This is a genomic window from Pseudarthrobacter sp. lyk4-40-TYG-27 (assembly GCF_030209295.1).
Lineage (GTDB): Bacteria > Actinomycetota > Actinomycetes > Actinomycetales > Micrococcaceae > Arthrobacter.
This window is the reverse complement of record NZ_JARVSH010000008.1, coordinates 47,527-62,922: the sequence shown is the minus strand read 5'-3', so window position 1 is coordinate 62,922 and position 15,396 is coordinate 47,527. Positions and strand designations below refer to the sequence as shown.

Sequence of the window (15,396 nt, the reverse complement as noted above, 5' to 3'; positions counted from 1 at the left end):
GGGGCAGTACCCATCTTCAGCCGCGGGGGTTTCCCCGGGGAGTCGCTTTCATTGCGTCCGTGTAAAAGCAGCGGACAGGACCTTCGGGCATCGTGCCCGGCGAAACCTCAGGCGCCCACCCGGGCCAGTCCGGCGGCCTCGGCCAGCAGCTCGACGGAGCGCAGCCGCGCCTCGGTGCCGGTGCTCTGGTGCGCCACGATGAGTTCGTCGGCGTCGGCGTGCTTGCCGAAATCTGCCAGGTAGTCCACCACGGCGTCCGGGGTGCCCACGGCGGAGTAGCGCATCATCTGGGCCACATGCTGTCCTTGCGGGGAGTCCAGGACCATGTCCGCCTCGTCGTCGGTGAACTCCCGGCCGCCGCCGAAGAACAGCGAGACGCGGGCGCGCTTGGTGGCCTGGAACATGGCCTGGGCCTCGGCGGCGGAGTCGGCGGCGATCACGTTGACGCCGGCGATCACGTGCGGCGCGTCCAGCTGCGCGGAGGGCTTGAACTCGCGGCGGTAAATGGCCACGGCATCCCGCAGGGCGGCGGGGGCAAAATGCGAGGCAAAGGCGTACGGGAGGCCCAGCTGCGCGGCCAGGCGGGCGCCGAACAGGGAGGAGCCCAGGATGTACAGCGGGACGTTGGTTCCCTTGCCAGGGGTGGCTTCGACGCCCTGGATGCGGGTGGGGCCGGTTAGGTAGCCCTGCAGTTCCAGGACGTCCTGCGGGAAGCTGTCCGCGGACATCGGGTCCCGGCGCAGGGCGCGCATGGTGTTCTGGTCACTGCCCGGTGCCCGCCCCAGGCCCAGGTCGATCCGGCCGGGGTGAAGGGTTTCCAGGGTTCCGAACTGCTCCGCGATGGTCAGCGGCGAGTGGTTGGGCAGCATGATGCCGCCGGCGCCCAGCCGGATGCTTTCGGTGTGGGCGGCCACGTGCGCGATCAATACGCTGGTGGCGGAGGAGGCGATGGAGGACATGTTGTGGTGCTCCGCGTACCAGACCCGCCGGTATCCGAGCTTCTCCGCGCTCTGCGCCATGGCCACGCTGCCCGCGAAGCTCTCCGCCGCCGTCTGGCCTTTGCCGATGGTTGCCAGGTCAAGGATGGAGAGGGGAAGAGTCACGTCAGGTGCCGGCCTTTCAAAAAAACGTTTCGTGGGGCGTGCCCCCGGATGGCGGCGGGCACTTGATGCATAACGACGGCGGGCCCCGGCTTATTTCTGTGAGTTGCGGAATACTCAGCACGCTGATGATGTTGCCGCCCCTATGAGCCAAGATTCAACGAAGCAGCTGGAACTGTCCGCAACGATCGACCTCAAGGACCTGGGAACCGTGCACCGGCTCGGGTTTGGCGCCATGCGCATCGTCGGCGACGGGGTGTGGGGTGAGCCCGCAGACCGCGCCGCCGCCGTGGCCGTGGTGCGCCGCGCCGTCGAGCTCGGCGTGGATTTCATCGACACCGCCGACTCCTACGGCCCCAACATCAGCGAGGAAATCATCGCGGAGGCCCTGCACCCGTACAAGGAGGGCCTGAAGGTGGCCACCAAGGTGGGCTTCACCCGCACCGGGCCCAACAAGTGGATCCCGGTGGGGCGTCCTGAATACCTGCGCCAGCAGACGGAACTGAGCCTGCGGAAGCTGAAGGTGGACACCCTGGACCTGCTGCAGCTGCACAGGATCGACCCCAAGGTGGACGCCGAGGAGCAGTTCGGTGTGCTGCGTGAGCTCCAGGACGAGGGCAAGGTCCGCGCCCTGGGCCTGTCGCAGGTGAGCGTGGCGGAGCTGGAGGCAGCCGGAAAGCACTTCACCGTCTCCACGGTCCAGAACCGCTACAACCTGACCGACCGGTCCTCGGAGGACGTGCTGCGGTACTCGGAGGAGAACGGCATCGGGTTCATCCCGTGGGCGCCCATTTCCGCGGGCGAGCTCGCCAAGCCGGGCGGACCGCTCGATGAAGCCGCCAAGCGCCTCGGCGCCACCACCTCCCAGGTGGCCCTCGCCTGGCTGCTGCGCCGTTCCCCGGTGATGATGCCCATCCCCGGCACCGGTTCCGTGGCCCACCTCGAAGAAAACCTGGCCGCCGCCGGCCTCACGCTCGACGATGAGACGTACGCCGAGCTCGAAGCCGCCGGCAAGTAGAAACCCAACGACAGGAGAAACACCATGGCAAACATCCTGATGGTCGTCTCGGCCGCCGATTCCCTCACCATGAAGGACGGCAGCGAACACCCCACCGGCTACTGGGCGGAGGAGCTGGTGGTCTCCCACCAGACCTTGACCGATGCCGGCAACACCGTCCACATCGCCACCCCCGGCGGCAGGAAGCCAACGGTGGACCAGGTGAGCCTTGCCCCCGAATCGGCCGGCGGCGAGGACCGTGCGCAGGGCTTCCGCGACTACCTGGCCAAGATCGACGGCGAGCTGGCGCACCCGCTGGTCCTCGCCGACGTCGACATCAACGGCTATGACGCCGTGGTGATGCCCGGCGGCCACGGCCCCATGGCCGACCTGTTCAAGGACGCCGACCTGGGCCGCCTGCTGGTGGCAGCCAACAAGGACGGGAAGGTCATTGCGCCGTTCTGCCACGGCCCGGCCGGGCTGCTCAGTGCAACGGACGACGACGGCGGGTTCGCTTTCAAGGGCCGGCGCCTGACGGTCTTCACCAACGAGGAAGAACTCGGCGGCGGCACCGGCGAGAACACCCCGTGGCTGGTGGAGGACGCGCTCAAGGACAAGGGCGCCGTGGTGGAGAACGGGGCCGCCTGGTCCTCCCACGTGGTGCGGGACGGCAACCTCATCAGCGGGCAGAACCCGCAGTCCAGCGAGGACGTGGCCAAGGAAGTCCTGGCCGCGCTCAGCTAACGCCCGGCTGGCAGCGCAGGGCAAGGGGGACCGGTTCGCCGGTCCCCCTTTTGCGTGCCGCGGGCACCTCGATGGTGCGTGCCGCGGCGTCCGGGAGCGGCCCGTAATGTGACCGCCGCGGTCCTCCGGTTAACCGCCGTTACGCCCTGTATCTCCGGGTTTCGCGGGCTTTGGTTCCCCTGGCGGGGCTGCCGGATAGTTGCTGCAACGCGAACATTCCGCCGCATCCCCACCCACCTCCAAGGAGGAACCATTGGCCATCAAATCCACGCCGTCCGCCGTCGTGGCGCTCACCGTCGCAGCACTGCTGGGGCTGTCCGCCTGCGCCGATCCGGGCGCCTCGGCGGCGACAGCACCGTCGTCGTCATCAACCGCCAGCGCCGCGGGCAGGACCTTCAACCTGTCGCCGCAGCAGGACCGCTTCCCGGTGAGCAAGGACGCCGCCGCGGCGGCCCTGGTGCCTGAGGCGGTCAAGGCCGACGGCAAGCTCACCGTAGTGACCACGGGCGGCGCGGCGCCGCTGAGCCTGTTCGCCACGGACAACAAGACCCTGATCGGCAGCGAGGTGGACATCGCCTACGCCGTGGGCGGGGCCCTGGGACTGGACGTCGAGGTCCTGCCCGTCGCCTGGGCGGACTGGCCGCTGGGCATCGAATCGTCCAAGTACGAGGCCGTGCTGTCCAACGTGACCGTCACCGAGGCGCGCAAGGAAAAGTTCGACTTCGCCACCTACCGCAACGACCTGCTGGGCTTCTACGCCAAGAGCGACTCCGGCATCGGGGAGGTCAAGGAAGCCAAGGACGTGGCGGGCAAGCGGATCATCGTGGGCTCGGGCACCAACCAGGAAGCGATCCTGGTGCGCTGGGACGAGGAGAACAAGAAGAACGGCCTGGCGCCGGTCCAGTTCCAGTATTACGACGACGATTCCGCCTCAAGCCTGGCCCTCCAGTCCGGACGTGCGGACCTGACCTTCGGACCCAACGCCGCCGCGGCGTACAAGTCCGCGCAGGACGGCAAGACCAAGCAGGTGGGCACGCTGAACGGCGGCTGGCCGCTGACCGCGCAGATCGCCTTCACCACCAAGAAGGGCAACGGCCTGGCGGTTGCCGCGCAGGCAGCGCTGAACCACCTGATTGACGACGGCACCTACGCCAGGATCCTGGACCGCTGGGGCCTCTCTTCCGAGGCGATCCAGAAGTCCGAGCTGAACCCGGCGGGCCTGCCCAAGAAGTAGGCGGCCCGCCGACGAATGGATCCCCGCCGGGTTGTGAGCATGCCGCTTGCGCCCGGCGGGGATTCTTCTGTTTGGCGGGTATCCGGGAAAGTGCGCTCCGCGCCGCGAGGCAATAGTCTGGCCAGATGGGGACGAATGCCGTGAACTCCGGCGAACAGGTGGACAGGCAATCGCGCATCCTCGAGGCGGCGATGGACCTGCTGTCCCGGCATGGCATCGCCGGGGTGAGCATGCGGTCCGTGGCCCGCGAAGCAGGCGTGGCGCTGGGCCTGGTGAACTATTACTACGATGACAAAACCACGCTGATCCGGGCCGCCCTGCGGCGCGTGGACGAGCACGACCTCCTGCTGGTCGCGCCGGACCCGTCGCTGCCCCCGGACGAGCAACTCCGCAAGGCGTTGCGGCGGGTGGCGGGCAAGGAGCTGCTGACCACCCGCTACCTGTCCCTCCGCCTGCACCTGTGGGCCCTGGCCCAGGCCGACGAGGATTACGCCCAGATCAACGCGAAGGCCTTTGACCGCTACATCGACGGTGTCGCCGCGCTGGTGTCCGCCGCCCAGCCCGCACTGTCCTGGGCGGCCTGCCGGGACCGGGCCGCGGACATCGTGGTGATCCAGAACGGCATGTGGCTGACGGCGCTGCTCGGCGTCGACGCAGCCGCCATCCAGCGGAGCATCGAGCGGACGGAGCAGATCGCGTTCGCTCCCGTCCATGACGACAGCACGGGGAGCGCGGAACCCCGCCCGCACTGAAAGGCTGGCCGCGGACACGCCGGCAGCTCCTTCAGTCACATTGAACGAGTGTTCAAGAAAAGTATTGAACACTCGTTCAAGGTGCACTACTGTCCTTCCTATGACTTACGCCACACCAGCGCGGGAAGCCGCCCAAAGCACTGCACCCGAGGCAGCAGCCACTCTGTTCATCAACGGCGCGTGGGAACCGGCCGCATCCGGCGCTGTCCGCGAAATCCGCAACCCGGCCGACGGCGAACTGGTCGCCACGGTCACCGAAGCCGGCCGGGAAGACGCCGAACGGGCCATTGCGGCGGCACGCGCCGCCTTCGATGCCGGCGTTTGGTCCTCGGTTCCCGCCCCGGAGCGCGGAACCTTCCTGTTGAAGGTGGCCGCCGGACTCCGCGAACGCCGGGAAAAATTCGCCCGCGCCGAGTCCCTGGACACCGGCAAGCGGATGGTCGAAAGCCGGATCGACATGGACGACGTCGCCGCCTGCTTCGAGTACTTCGGCAGGCTGGCCGGGCAGCAGGCGGGCCGGATTGTCGACGCCGGGGATGCCGCCGTGGTCAGCAGGATCGCCTACGAACCCGTGGGCGTCTGCGCCCTTATCACCCCGTGGAACTACCCCCTGCTCCAGGCGGCGTGGAAGATTGCGCCCGCACTGGCCGCCGGGTGCACCTTCGTCCTCAAACCCTCCGAGCTGACCCCGTCCACTGCCATCCTGGCCATGCAGCTGCTGCAGGACCTCGGCCTGCCGGACGGTGTCGCCAACCTCGTCACCGGGGCCGGCGCTGAGGCGGGCGCCCCGCTCTCGGAACATCCCGACGTCGACCTCGTCTCCTTCACCGGCGGCCTGGAAACGGGCAAGCGGATCGCGGCGGCGGCCGCGGGCACCGTCAAGAAAGTGGCCCTGGAGCTGGGCGGCAAGAACCCCAACGTCATTTTCGCGGACGCGGACTTCGACGCCGCCGTGGACAATGCCCTGAACGGCGCCTTCGTCCACTCCGGGCAGGTCTGCTCCGCCGGGGCGCGGCTGGTGGTGGAGGAATCCATCGCTGAACGCTTCGTGGACGAGCTGGTGCGCCGTGCCCGGGAGATCCGGCTCGGCGGCCCGTTCGACGACGACGCCGAAACCGGCCCCCTGATTTCCGCGGCCCACCGGGACAAAGTCAGCGCCTACGTCCAGCGCGGCATCGCGGAAGGCGCCCGGCTCCGGACCGGCGGCGCGGCACCTTCCGGAGGGAAGTACGACGCCGGGTTCTACTATCAGCCCACCATCCTGGACCAGGTGCAGCGCGGCATGTCCGTGGTCACCGACGAGGCATTCGGCCCCGTGGTCACGGTCGAGACGTTCCGCACCGAGGACGAGGCCGTGGCCACCGCCAACGACACTATCTACGGGCTGGCCGGCGCGGTGTGGACCCAGGACGCCGGAAAGGCGCAGCGCGTCGCCGCCCGGCTGCGGCACGGCACCATCTGGATCAACGACTACCACCCCTACCTCCCGCAGGCCGAGTGGGGCGGCTTCGGCCAGTCCGGCGTGGGCCGCGAGCTGGGCCCCACCGGCCTGGCCGAGTACCAGGAAGCCAAGCACATCTACCAGAACACCAGCCCCCAGGTCACCGGCTGGTTCGCTGACCACGGCAAGGAGAACTAGATGCACTACGACAACATTGAGGACCTCACCGACCGCGGGTTCGACTACGTCGTCATCGGCGGCGGATCTGCCGGCGCCGCCGTCGCCGCCCGGCTGAGCGAGGATCCGGACGTGAACGTGGCCCTCGTGGAGGCCGGTCCGGACGACCGCAATATCCCGGAGATCCTGCAGCTGGACCGCTGGATGGAACTGCTGGAATCCGGCTACGACTGGGACTACCCCATCGAACCGCAGGAAAACGGCAACTCCTTCATGCGCCACGCCCGCGCCAAGGTCATGGGCGGGTGTTCCAGCCACAACTCCTGCATCGCCTTCTGGGCACCGCGCGAGGACCTGGACGAGTGGGAGTCCAAGTACGGCGCCACCGGCTGGAACGCCGCCAACGCATGGCCGCTGTACCAGCGGCTGGAGACCAACGAGGACGCCGGCCCGGACGCACCGCACCACGGGGACTCCGGCCCCGTGCACCTGATGAACGTTCCCCCGGCGGATCCTGCCGGCGTCGCGCTTTTGGACGCCTGTGAGCAGGCCGGCATCCCCCGCGCGAAGTTCAACACGGGCACCACCGTGGTCAACGGAGCGGGTTTCTTCCAGATCAACCGGCGCGCGGACGGCACCCGTTCCTCCAGCTCCGTCTCCTACATCCACCCCATCGTGGACCGGCCCAACTTCACCCTGCTGACCGGCCTGCGCGCCCGCCAGCTGGTGTTCGACGCGGACAAGCGCTGCACCGGCGTCGACGTGGTGGACAGGGCGTTCGGCCGCACCCACCGGCTCAACGCCCACCGGGAAGTCATTGTGTCCACCGGCGCCATCGACTCCCCCAAGCTGCTCATGCTCTCCGGCATCGGCCCGGCAGCGCACCTGGCCCAGCACGGCATCGACGTCGTCGTGGACTCCCCCGGCGTCGGCGAGAACCTGCAGGACCACCCTGAAGGCGTGGTGCAGTTCGAGGCCAGGCAGCCCATGGTGCAGACCTCCACGCAGTGGTGGGAGATCGGCATCTTCACCCCCACCGAGGACGGCCTGGACCGCCCCGACCTGATGATGCACTACGGTTCGGTTCCGTTCGACATGAACACGCTGCGGCACGGCTACCCCACCACGGAAAACGGCTTCAGCCTCACCCCCAACGTCACCCACGCACGCTCCCGCGGCACCGTGCGGCTGCGCAGCCGCGACTTCCGCGACAAGCCCATGGTGGACCCCCGCTACTTCACGGACCCTGACGGCCACGACATGCGCGTCATGGTGGCCGGCATCCGCAAGGCCCGCGAAATCGCGGCCCAGCCTGCCATGGCGGAGTGGACCGGCCGCGAACTCTCGCCCGGCATCGAGGCGCAGACGGACGAGGAGCTGCAGGACTACATCCGCAAGACCCACAACACCGTGTACCACCCGGTGGGCACCGTCCGCATGGGCGCAGCCGACGACGACATGTCGCCGCTGGACCCCGAGCTGCGGGTCAAGGGCGTCACGGGCCTCCGCGTGGCCGATGCGTCCGTCATGCCCGAACACGTCACCGTCAACCCCAACATCACCGTGATGATGATCGGCGAGCGCTGCGCCGATCTGATCCGGGCCGCCCAAACGGCCGCGGACCGCACGGCCGAAGAGGCCATGGAAGAGAAGGAGCTCACCACGTCCCTCGCCTGAGCGGCAGGACCTCAGGGGGCCGTCTCCCCAACGGCAACGGCCCCCGCCAACGTCATTCCGCCGCACCCCAGGGCGGCCGGTCCAATCGTGCTTTCTGATCCAGGAGTCCATAGTGGAACCCAGCAAGAGTATTGATTCAAGCGGCATGGACGAATTCGGCTACACCCAGACCCTTGACCGGAGCATCGGCAAATTTGCCAGCTTCGCCGCAGGTGTCAGCTACATCTCCATCCTCACCGGTGTTTTCCAACTGTTCTATTTCGGTTTTTCCATGGCCGGCCCGGCGTACGCCTGGTCCTGGCCCATCGTGTTCGTCGGCCAGCTGATGGTGGCCCTGTGCTTCGCCGAACTGGCCGGCCGCTACCCGGTGGCCGGTTCCGTGTACAACTGGGCCAAGCGGCTCGCGTCGGGGACCTCGTCCTGGCTGGCCGGCTGGCTGCTGCTGCTCTCCTCCATCATGGCCTTGGGCTCGGTGGCGCTGGCCCTGCAGATCACACTGCCGCAGCTCTGGTCCGGCTTCCAGTTCGTCGGTGACGGCACCGGCCCGTACGACTTCGCCATGAACGGCGTGGTGCTGGCCACCATCATGATCACCATCTCCACCCTGATCAACGCGTTCGGCGTGAAGCTGATGACCCGGATCAACAGCATCGGCGTGTTCGTGGAACTGGTGGCCGCCGTGCTGCTGATCCTGGCCCTGGGCTGGCATGTGGTGCGCGGCCCTGAGGTTTTCTTCCAGACCAACGGCTTCGGCGAAGGCCACGACCTTGGCTTCTTCGGCGTCTTCCTGATCGGCGCCATGGCTTCCGGCTACGTCATGTACGGCTTCGACACCGCCAGCTCCCTCGGCGAGGAAACCAAGGACCCCAAGAAGACCGCTCCCAAGGCCATCCTGCGCGCCGTCACGGCATCGTTCCTGCTGGGCGGCGGGATCCTGCTGTTCGGCATCCTGGCCGCACCGGACCTCACCGACCCGCAGGTGGGGTCTCCCGACGGCGGCCTGCAGCACATCGTGCTCTCCGTCCTGGGCGGCCCGTTCGGCAAGGCCTTCCTGGCCTGCATCGTGGTGGCCGTGGTGGTGTGCACCCTGGCCGTCCACGCCGCCGCCATCCGGATGATGTTCGCCATGGCACGGGACAACAACCTGCCGTTCAGCCGGCAGCTCAGCAAGGTGGATCCCGTCCGCAGGACCCCCACGGTCGCGGCGATCGTCATTGGCGTCCTGGCCGTCCTGCCGCTCCTGGTCAACGTCACGCAGCCTGCCATCTTCACCATCCTGTCCAGCATCAGCATCGTCCTGATCTACCTCTCCTACCTCCTGGTGACGGTTCCCCTGCTCCGCAAACGGTTCCTGAAGAAATGGCCGCTGGCCGAGGACGGTTCCGAGCCAGGGTTCTGCCTGGGCAAGTGGGGGGTTCCGGTGAACATCCTGGCCGTCCTGTGGGGTGCCGCCATGACAGTGAACCTGGTGTGGCCGCGCCCGGAGATCTACAACTCGGTGCCGCCGTTCGAGTGGTACCTGCAGTGGGGCGGCGTGATGTTCGTGGCCGCGGTGGTGGTTGGCGGGACCCTGCTCTACCGGCTGAAGATCCGCCACCAGACCGGGGTGCTGGCCGAGCATGCTGCGTCCGTTGCCGCCCATCCGTCGTCCAATGACCCGCGGTACGACGCGCCGGAGGACGCGGTGCCGGCCAACGCGGTCCTGGCAACCGAAAGCTAACAGCACTTAAACAGTACGGCCGACGACGGCGCCCACCCGGGTGCCGTCGTCGGCCGTTGCGCGGGGCCGGGTGCGCGCCGGGCCGAGACGTTGCGTCACACAAGGCGACCGCCTCCGGTTCCCGGCCCGGCACGCCCTACCCTTGACAGGTGACATTGACTAAGACCCGCACCGCCGCCGCGAGCTCCCTCGCCGCCGCCGGCCTCCTGCTGACCCTTGCCGCCTGCTCCACGCCGGCCGCCACCCAGTCCGCTCCCTCCGCATCCGCTTCCACCTCGGCATCGGCGAGCGCCTCTGCCTCCGCCGGGCCCTGCACCGGGGTGAAGGTAGTGGTGGACTCCGCCTCCCTGAAGCAGTCCGCCGCCGACACCTCCGCCTGCGTGCCCGCGGACGGACCCACTCCGGCATCGGACGTGCTGGCCAAGGCCAACGTGAAGATCGAGGGCACCGCCAAGTACCCCACGAGCTTCGCGTGCCGCGTCAACGGCGTGCCCGCTGCGGACTTCGACATCAAGCACAAGGGCGGCAGCACCCGCGAAGCGTGCGATGACAAAAACACTGTCTCTTATTGGGCCCTCTGGGTGAAGCCCGCCGCCGGCGCATGGGCCTACGCGCAGGAAGGCCTGGACACCCTCAAGCTCAGCCCCGGCGAGAGCCTTGAACTGCTCTACACCGTGGACAACGAACCGGCTGCACCCGCGGCATGACCTTCCGGCCCGCGCCGTTGCGCGCAGCAGCGGTTCTCGCTGCTGTGTTCATTGCGGCGCGGGTCCTCTACCGGGTCCTCTTTAACGGGGCGGGTATTGGGGAGCCGCTCCTGCTGGCCCTGCCGCCGCTGCGGCTTCCGGCTCCGTACGCCCACGTGGTGTTCCTGGGCCCGGTCACCGCCCCGGGGCTGTGGGCTGCGGTCCTGTCCGCGCTGCCCATTGCCGGGCTGATCCTGGGCTTCGGCCTGCTCAATGCGTGGGTGGATGTGTCCCGCGGATTCGTCCGGCTGGCCCGGGGCGGCCCGCTGCAGGGTGTGGCCCGGATGGTGGTGGTGGCGTGGGCGGCGCTTCCGGCACTTGCCGACGCCGCGGGGTCCGTTCGCCTGGCCTTCCGGTTGCGTGGCGAACGCTTCGGGCCGCGGGCCTTGGTGCCCGTCCTGGAGCGGACCCTCGAACATGCCGGCCGGATTGCGGCGGCCCTGGAGCTGCGCGGCTTCGCTGGCCGGCCCGTACCGCCACCGGCCTCCGGAAGCGATGCTCCTCTGGTGGTCCGGGACGCGCTGTTCCGGGTGGGCGGGGCGCAGGTGCACGCGGCCGGGTTCGCGCCCGCCGGCGGATCCCTCACCGTGATCACCGGGCCTACGGGGTCCGGCAAGTCCACCGTCCTGCGCGGCATCGCGGGGTTGCTCTCCCACGTCGACGGCGGGGACATCACCGGCATGGTGCAGGTGGCCGGCGTTGACCGCGCTGCAGTACCGCCGCGGGACACCGCGCGCCTGATCGGCGTGGTCCTGCAGAATCCCCGCGCCGCCTTTGCCAGCACAAGGGTCCGGGACGAGATCGGCCTGGCCCTGGAACTGCGTGGCGTGGCCCGGCCGGCCGCCAAAGCCCGGGTGCTGGAGGTGGCGGAGCGGGTTGGGGTTTCGGCGCTGCTGGATCGGGATCTCAGCACCCTCTCGGCGGGTGAGGCAACGCTGGTGGCCATCGCGGCCGCCGTCGTGGACCATCCCGTCCTGCTCCTGGTGGACGAGCCGCTGGCCGACCTGGATTCCACTGCCAAGGCCCGCGTGACCGCCGTGCTCGGCAGCCTTGCGCACCACTCCGGGGTGTGCGTGATCGTGGCGGAGCACCGTGCGGAAGCGCTTGTCCCCGTCGCCGATTCCTGGTGGACCCTTGAGGGCGGCGCGCTGGTGGCGGGTACGGCCCCAACGCCCGCGCCCCTGCGTCCCTTTGTTGGTCCGGCCACGGCGCCGCCGGCCTCCGCGCCCGTGCTGGCGGCCGTAAACCTGGCCGTGCACCGCGGCGGCACGCCCCTCGTGCGGGAGGCTTCCCTGGCCCTGCACCCCGGCGAGATTGTGGCGCTGGTGGGCCCGAACGGTGCCGGGAAGTCCTCCCTCCTGGTGGCGCTGGCCCTCGGTGAGGGGACCAGCGGTGCAAGGACGGACGACGGCGGCCGGGTGGCGTTGGTGCCGGACGCCTCGGACGACCTCTTCACCAGGGACACCGTCGCCGCCGAGTTGCGGGCGGCGGAGCGGCGCCTGGCGCGGGGAAAGCCGGGCCAGCCTGCGGAGCTTGGCTTTGCGGCGTCCCGGCTGGCCCTCCTGCGGGGCAACGCCAGCATGCCGATCGGGCATGAGCATCCCCGGGACCTGTCCGCCGGCGAGCGCAGGATCCTTGCCATGACGTTGCAGACCATGGACCGGCCGCAGGTGCTCCTGATTGACGAGCCCACCCGTGGGCTGGATCCCGCGGCGCGGACGGCGGTGGCGGCGGCGTTGCGGGCGGCCGCGGATGACGGCGCCGCGGTCCTGTTCGCCACCCACGATCTCGAGTTTGCGCACCGGCTTGGGGCCCGGGTCCTGCCGATGCGGGACGGGGTGGCGCCGGCCGCCGTGACAGCCGTGACAACAGAAGCTGCCGTTCCCGCGGCACTACCCGTGGCCTCGGCCCGGGCCGCCGGGCGCCGGCCTGACCTGCCTGCCGCGATGCCGGCCCGCCGCCCTCGAATGCCGCGGGGCGCCGAGCTGGCCGTCCTGGCGGCAGCAAACCTGCTGGCGTTGGCGGCGTTCTGCTGGCCGCTGCTGGCCGCGGCACTGCCGCAGGATGCCGCTGCGGCCACCCCGTACGCTGCCCTGGCCATCGCACCCCTGGCGGCGGCCGCCGTCGTGGTGTCCCTGGACGGCACGGTCCGCTCGGCACACACCGTGGCGCTGCTCGGCGTTCTCGCCGCGGTAGGTTCCGCGGTCCGGGTGGCGAGTACCGGCGTCGGCGGCGTGGAGGCCGTGTTCATCCTGCTGGTCCTGGCGGGCCGGGCGTTCGGTCCGCGGTTTGGCCTGCTCCTCGGCGCCGCCACCATCGCCGTCTCCAGCGTGCTGTGGGGCGGAATCGGGCCGTGGACACCGTTTCAGATGTTCGCCTGCGCCTGGGTGGGTGCGGGAGCCGGGCTGCTCCCCCGCCGGGTGCGCGGCAGGGCAGAGCTGTGGATGCTTGCCGGGTACGGCGTGGTGGCGTCCTATGTGTTCGGCCTGCTGCTCAACCTGTGGTTCTGGCCCTTCGCCGTGGGCAGCGGCACCGGGATTTCCTATGTTCCGGGCGGACCGCTGGGCACCAACCTCAGCAGCTTCCTGCTCTACTCACTGCTGACGTCGACGGCGGGCTGGGACACCCTGCGCGCCGTCACCACCGTCATCGGCATCGCCGTGGTGGGGCGCGCCGTCCTGGCCTCGCTCCGCCGGGTGAAGCCGGTGGCCGGCGCCGCTTCCGGCGCGGACGGCCGGGCCGCCAGTGTGCCGTCACCGCAGGTGCGGGACCGGCGCCAGCTCACACCGTGATGCAGGAAGGTTGCCTCCAGCCAACGAATTTGTGACACTGTTGTCCTCTGTTCCCCAGTGTTAGGCAGTGTTTTGACGGGCATTCCAGGTTTCGCGACGCAGTCCGCGCGCTGACACTTCCCTGATGCCCCAAGGGCCGGCAAGTTCAGCGCTTCATCCGCTGAAACCACCCGGAGCCCGATGCCGATCCACGGCTTTCCTTCCCCTGCACTGATTTCCTGCCCCGCAGCATACGCCCGCCCATTCCCCGGGCCGCCGTGGCCGCCCACCGCCACGTCCCGTCCACCCTAGGACCCGCTCCTTTCGGACCTGACCTTGGCGAACCGCGGCCCAGCCGCCCAACATCCTTTTTTGGGAGCACCATGCCTGCAACAAAAAATCCATCCATCGTCCTCACGGACGTGCATTTCCGGTGGCCGGACGGCTCGCCGGCGTTGTCCGGGATCTCCGGGAGCTTCGGGCCCGGAAAAACCGGGCTCGTCGGAACGAATGGCTCCGGGAAGTCAACGCTGCTGCGACTCTTGGCCGGGATCCTCACACCGACGGCCGGCGGCATCAGCACGGGAGCCGACGTCGGCTACCTTCCGCAGACCCTGACGCTGCACGACGATGCCACCCTGATGGAGCTGCTCGGGATCAGGGACAAAGTCTGTGCCCTGCGGGCTATCGAATCCGGCGACGCGGCGGTGGAGCACTTCGATGTGCTGGGCGACGACTGGGACATCGAGGCCCGTGCGGACGAGGCGCTGGAGGGGATCGGCCTGACCGGCGTCGGACTGGACCGGCGCGTGGGCGAACTGTCCGGCGGGGAAGCCATGCTGGCCGCCATCTCCGGGCTCCGGATCCGGCGCACCCCCATCACCTTGCTGGATGAACCGACGAACAACCTGGACCGCGGGGCACGCTCGGCGCTCGGAGGGATGCTGGCTGAGTGGCCGGGCAGCCTGGTGGTGGTCAGCCACGACTTGGCACTGCTGGAACTCATGGACAGCACGGCCGAACTGCACGAGGGAGGGCTCACGGTATTCGGCGGCCCGTACAGCGAGTGGCAGGCGTACCTGGACAGCCAGCAAGCCGCAGCCGCACAGGCAACCCGTGCCGCTGAACAACTGGTGAAGAAGGAAAAACGGCAAAAGCAGGAGGCGGAATCGAAGCTCGCCCAACGGGCCAGGACGGGCCAGGCCAGCTACGACAATAAGAAGGGATCCAAGATCCTGATGAACCAGCGGGCCTCTGATGCCCAGGTCTCAGCCGGACGAATGCGTTCCGGCATGGACGCCAAAGTGCAGGCCGCGCAAGCGGCCCTGGACGCCGCTGCGTCAAGGGTGCGGGACCAGGAGCGGATATCCCTGAACCTTCCCGACCCGGACGTTCCGCGCGGCCGGCGGATCGCGGAACTGCGGGGCACCAACCGCTCCTTCGTGGTGCAGGGCCCGGAGAAGGTGGCCATCACCGGACCCAACGGCGCCGGCAAGACCACACTGCTGGAACGCTTGATGGGCGGTGTCCCGTGCATCGAGGGCGAAGCCGGTGGAAGCCTGCTGACGGACCGCGCCGGCTACCTGCGTCAACGGCTCGACGGGCTGCGGGAAGAGGCCACAACCCTCGAAAACGTGCAGGACGCCGCGCCGGACGTGCCTGCGGGCGATATCCGCAACCAGCTGGCCCGGTTCCTCCTCCGCGGCGACAGCGTGAACCGGCCGGTGCACACGCTCTCGGGCGGTGAGCGGTTCAGGGTTTCCCTGGCCCGGCTGCTTTTCGCCGACCCGCCGCCTCAAGTCCTGATCCTGGATGAGCCAACCAACAACCTGGACATCCGGAGCGTTGACCAGCTGGTGGAGTCGCTCGGGGCCTACGGCGGCGCCGTCATCGTGGTCAGCCACGATGACGCCTTCCTGGACCGGCTGGACCTGGACCTCATCCTCGGCATGGGACCAGACGGGTCGTTGACGGAGCTGGCCTCGCTGCCTGGCGCGGAATGACAAGAGCCCGGCGCCGCTTCCGGCGCGGACGGCC

The 15,396-nt window shown here is 69.1% G+C and carries 11 protein-coding genes; 10 read left to right on the top strand and 1 reads right to left on the bottom strand.

Annotated elements, in window-relative coordinates:
• Window positions 1-107: 107 nt before the first annotated feature.
• Window positions 108-1,103: an LLM class flavin-dependent oxidoreductase gene (locus tag QRM96_RS15880; protein ID WP_018760701.1), complete on the bottom strand. Its 996-nt coding sequence runs from the start codon at window positions 1,101-1,103 to the stop codon at window positions 108-110.
• 142 nt (window positions 1,104-1,245) lie between these two features.
• On the opposite strand from QRM96_RS15880, the gene QRM96_RS15875 reads away from it, so the two are divergent.
• From QRM96_RS15875 to QRM96_RS15830, 10 genes are all read left to right on the top strand, one after another.
• On the top strand, window positions 1,246-2,118 hold the full coding sequence (locus tag QRM96_RS15875; RefSeq protein ID WP_285320228.1) for an aldo/keto reductase: 873 nt from the start codon (window positions 1,246-1,248) through the stop codon (window positions 2,116-2,118).
• 24 nt (window positions 2,119-2,142) lie between these two features.
• Complete coding sequence (locus tag QRM96_RS15870) at window positions 2,143-2,841, top strand: type 1 glutamine amidotransferase domain-containing protein (protein WP_285320227.1); 699 nt, start codon at window positions 2,143-2,145, stop codon at window positions 2,839-2,841.
• A 253-nt stretch (window positions 2,842-3,094) separates the two neighbouring features.
• Entirely contained in the window at window positions 3,095-4,075 is a 981-nt protein-coding gene (locus QRM96_RS15865) for an ABC transporter substrate-binding protein (RefSeq protein ID WP_285320226.1), read from the top strand.
• A gap of 125 nt (window positions 4,076-4,200) precedes the next feature.
• Window positions 4,201-4,827 (top strand): TetR/AcrR family transcriptional regulator, encoded by a 627-nt coding sequence (locus QRM96_RS15860; RefSeq protein ID WP_285320225.1) that lies wholly within the window; start codon window positions 4,201-4,203, stop codon window positions 4,825-4,827.
• A gap of 100 nt (window positions 4,828-4,927) precedes the next feature.
• Window positions 4,928-6,466, top strand: a complete 1,539-nt coding sequence (locus tag QRM96_RS15855) for an aldehyde dehydrogenase family protein (protein WP_285320224.1) — start codon at window positions 4,928-4,930, stop codon at window positions 6,464-6,466.
• Complete coding sequence (locus QRM96_RS15850; RefSeq protein ID WP_285320223.1) at window positions 6,467-8,122, top strand: GMC family oxidoreductase; 1,656 nt, start codon at window positions 6,467-6,469, stop codon at window positions 8,120-8,122. It abuts the gene before it with no gap.
• Window positions 8,123-8,267: 145 nt separating this feature from the next.
• A complete protein-coding gene (locus QRM96_RS15845) occupies window positions 8,268-9,842 on the top strand; it encodes an APC family permease (RefSeq protein ID WP_285320299.1) in 1,575 nt (524 codons plus the stop codon).
• Window positions 9,843-9,991: 149 nt separating this feature from the next.
• Complete coding sequence (locus QRM96_RS15840; RefSeq protein WP_051083402.1) at window positions 9,992-10,549, top strand: hypothetical protein; 558 nt, start codon at window positions 9,992-9,994, stop codon at window positions 10,547-10,549.
• The gene (locus tag QRM96_RS15835; protein ID WP_285320222.1) at window positions 10,546-13,380 is read left to right on the top strand and encodes an ATP-binding cassette domain-containing protein; all 2,835 of its coding nucleotides are present in this window, start codon (window positions 10,546-10,548) and stop codon (window positions 13,378-13,380) included. Before QRM96_RS15840 ends, QRM96_RS15835 begins: the two co-directional genes overlap by 4 nt.
• A 362-nt stretch (window positions 13,381-13,742) precedes the next feature.
• Window positions 13,743-15,362: an ABC-F family ATP-binding cassette domain-containing protein gene (locus QRM96_RS15830; protein WP_285320221.1), complete on the top strand. Its 1,620-nt coding sequence runs from the start codon at window positions 13,743-13,745 to the stop codon at window positions 15,360-15,362.
• Window positions 15,363-15,396: the final 34 nt, after the last annotated feature.

Coding starts and splice junctions, on each gene's coding strand:
- QRM96_RS15875 (WP_285320228.1), top strand. CDS start 1,246: ATGAGCCAAGATTCAACGAAGCAGCTGGAACTGTCCGCAACGATCGAC.
- QRM96_RS15870 (WP_285320227.1), top strand. CDS start 2,143: ATGGCAAACATCCTGATGGTCGTCTCGGCCGCCGATTCCCTCACCATG.
- QRM96_RS15860 (WP_285320225.1), top strand. CDS start 4,201: ATGGGGACGAATGCCGTGAACTCCGGCGAACAGGTGGACAGGCAATCG.
- QRM96_RS15855 (WP_285320224.1), top strand. CDS start 4,928: ATGACTTACGCCACACCAGCGCGGGAAGCCGCCCAAAGCACTGCACCC.
- QRM96_RS15850 (WP_285320223.1), top strand. CDS start 6,467: ATGCACTACGACAACATTGAGGACCTCACCGACCGCGGGTTCGACTAC.
- QRM96_RS15845 (WP_285320299.1), top strand. CDS start 8,268: ATGGACGAATTCGGCTACACCCAGACCCTTGACCGGAGCATCGGCAAA.
- QRM96_RS15835 (WP_285320222.1), top strand. CDS start 10,546: ATGACCTTCCGGCCCGCGCCGTTGCGCGCAGCAGCGGTTCTCGCTGCT.
- QRM96_RS15830 (WP_285320221.1), top strand. CDS start 13,743: ATGCCTGCAACAAAAAATCCATCCATCGTCCTCACGGACGTGCATTTC.